This window comes from Paenibacillus sp. GQ49 (assembly GCF_059759055.1).
Window position 1 is genome coordinate 1 of sequence record NZ_JCAXEL010000051.1, and the last position, 697, is coordinate 697.

The 697-nt window shown below is 49.8% G+C and carries 1 protein-coding gene; it reads right to left on the reverse strand.

All coding sequences use genetic code 11. The annotated features are described in order from the left end of the window. A partial coding sequence (locus AC6CIF_RS31845; protein ID WP_498202755.1) for an IS30 family transposase occupies positions 1-581 on the reverse strand: 581 nt, incomplete at its 3' end. Positions 582-697: the final 116 nt, after the last annotated feature.

Genomic DNA, 697 nt, shown 5'->3' on the forward strand with positions numbered 1-697 from the left:
GTATACAGGCGTGTTTTGCGTTCAATCAACGTCGCTACGCAGCCTTTACTTTTCCCACGACCTGATACGACGGTATCCAGTTCCCAGTGCCCAAACGTTTCACGGGAACGAACCTCTTTGGGGCGATCCGAAATCGATTTGCCGATAGCGAATTTACCGCGAGTTTCTGTGGGTTTCTGACGCTTCCCTTTGTGCCGAAGGACCTGTAACGTGCCTCGAACCAGACGCCCGGCGTAGAGCCAGCGATAGATGGTTTTAAAGGAGACCGACGGCAGGCCTTGGAAGCGGAAACGTTCTGTGATTTGTTCTGGAGACCAAGTTGCCTCCAGTTTTTTCTCCAGTGAAGCAGCCAAGGCATCTGACCATTTACCTCGAGAGACAGAAGCCTTACGGCGCTCCTCATAAGCGTTCTGGGCATGTTTTGCCTGATAGGGATGTGATGCAGCAACACGATCTAACTCACGGTAAATCGTCGATGGATGCCTACCCAGTTCTTGTGCAATGGCTCTCGAGCTTTTGCCTTGACTGTGGAGGATTTCTAGCTTGCTACGTTCGATTATGCTAAGATGTGTGTAGCTCATGGTGGATTCTCCTTGTGTGAATGGTTGTTGTGGTGACTTCATTCTACACGAATCCGGCCATGGGCCCTTTTTTTATTTATTTCCAGTAGGTGTCGCACTTCATATTACAATCCGTC